This window comes from Streptomyces sp. NPDC093591 (genome assembly GCF_044764885.1).
Taxonomy (GTDB): Bacteria; Actinomycetota; Actinomycetes; order Streptomycetales; family Streptomycetaceae; genus Streptomyces.
On the sequence record NZ_JBIWIY010000039.1, the window covers coordinates 1 to 1,266 of the forward strand.

Annotated in this window: 1 protein-coding gene; it reads left to right on the forward strand. The window is 67.4% G+C overall.

Annotated features, from left to right (window positions below; genetic code table 11):
- Window positions 1-134: 134 nt before the first annotated feature.
- Window positions 135-1,266: IS256 family transposase (locus ACIREI_RS45060; protein WP_403346150.1), on the forward strand; the 1,132-nt coding region annotated here is incomplete at its 3' end.

Consider the following 1,266-nt stretch of genomic DNA (forward strand, 5'->3'; position numbering starts at 1 on the left):
GGTTGCGTCCAGGGAGATGGTGTACGGGTTCGACCTGATCCGGGGGTTTGCTCCGGCATCGGGATGGTGCCCGCATAGATGAACGGCCACCGGCTGATCTTCGAAGTGTCGAAGCCTCGAAGGAGATCAGCACGATGACCGCACCCGACAGTCTGCCCCTGCACGCCCTCGCCGAAGACAACCTCGCCGCGGCGAGTCCCGATCTGCTGCGCGCGATGGTCAAGACATTCGCCGACGCACTCATGTCCGCCGAAGCCGATGCCCTCTGCAACGCCGAATACGGGCAGGTCAGCGACGAACGCGTCAACCACCGCAACGGCTACCGCCCGCGCGAGTGGGATACCAGGGCCGGGACCGTCGAACTCGCCATTCCTAAACTGCGTCAGGGCAGTTACTTCCCGCACTGGCTCCTCGAACGCCGCCGACGGGCCGAGCAGGCCCTCATCAGCGTGGTCGCCACCGCCTACCTGCTCGGCGTCTCCACGCGCCGGGTCGAGAAGCTCGCCGAGTCCCTCGGCGTCACTCAACTGTCGAAGTCCCAGGTCAGCGCGATGGCCAAACACCTGGACGACCAGGTTGCCGCGTTCCGCAACCGGCCCCTGGACCAAGGGCCTTACGCGTTCGTCTGGGTGGACGCGCTGACACAGAAGGTCCGCGAGGGCGGCCGGATCATCAACGTCCACGCGCTGATCGCGGTCGGCGTCAACTCCGACGGCCACCGCGAGATCCTCGGCATCGACGTCGCCTCCAGCGAGGACGGTGCCGGCTGGCTGGCCTTCCTGCGATCCCTGGTCGCGCGCGGTCTGTCCGGCGTCCAACTGGTCGTCTCCGACGCCCATGCCGGCCTGGTCAACGCGATCGGCGCCACCCTGCCCGGCGCGAGCTGGCAGCGATGTCGTACGCACTACGCCCGCGCGTTGCTGAGCCAGGTGCCCAAGTCGGCCCAGCCTTGGGTGGCCACGCTGCTGCGGACCGTCTTCGAACAGCCCGACACCGACGCCGTCCAGGCCCAGATGCGGCACGTCCTGGACGCTCTGGAGGCCAAGTTCCCCAAAGCTGCAGCCCACTTGGACACCGCCCAGCACGAACTCCTGGCGTTCACCGCTTTCCCACGCGAGATCTGGCGGCAGATCTGGTCGAACAACCCGCAAGAACGCCTGAACAAGGAAATCCGGCGTCGCACCGACGTGGTCGGCATCTTCCCCGACCGCACCGCGCTGATCCGCCTGGTCGGCGCGGTCCTGGCCGAGCAGAACGACGAGTGGA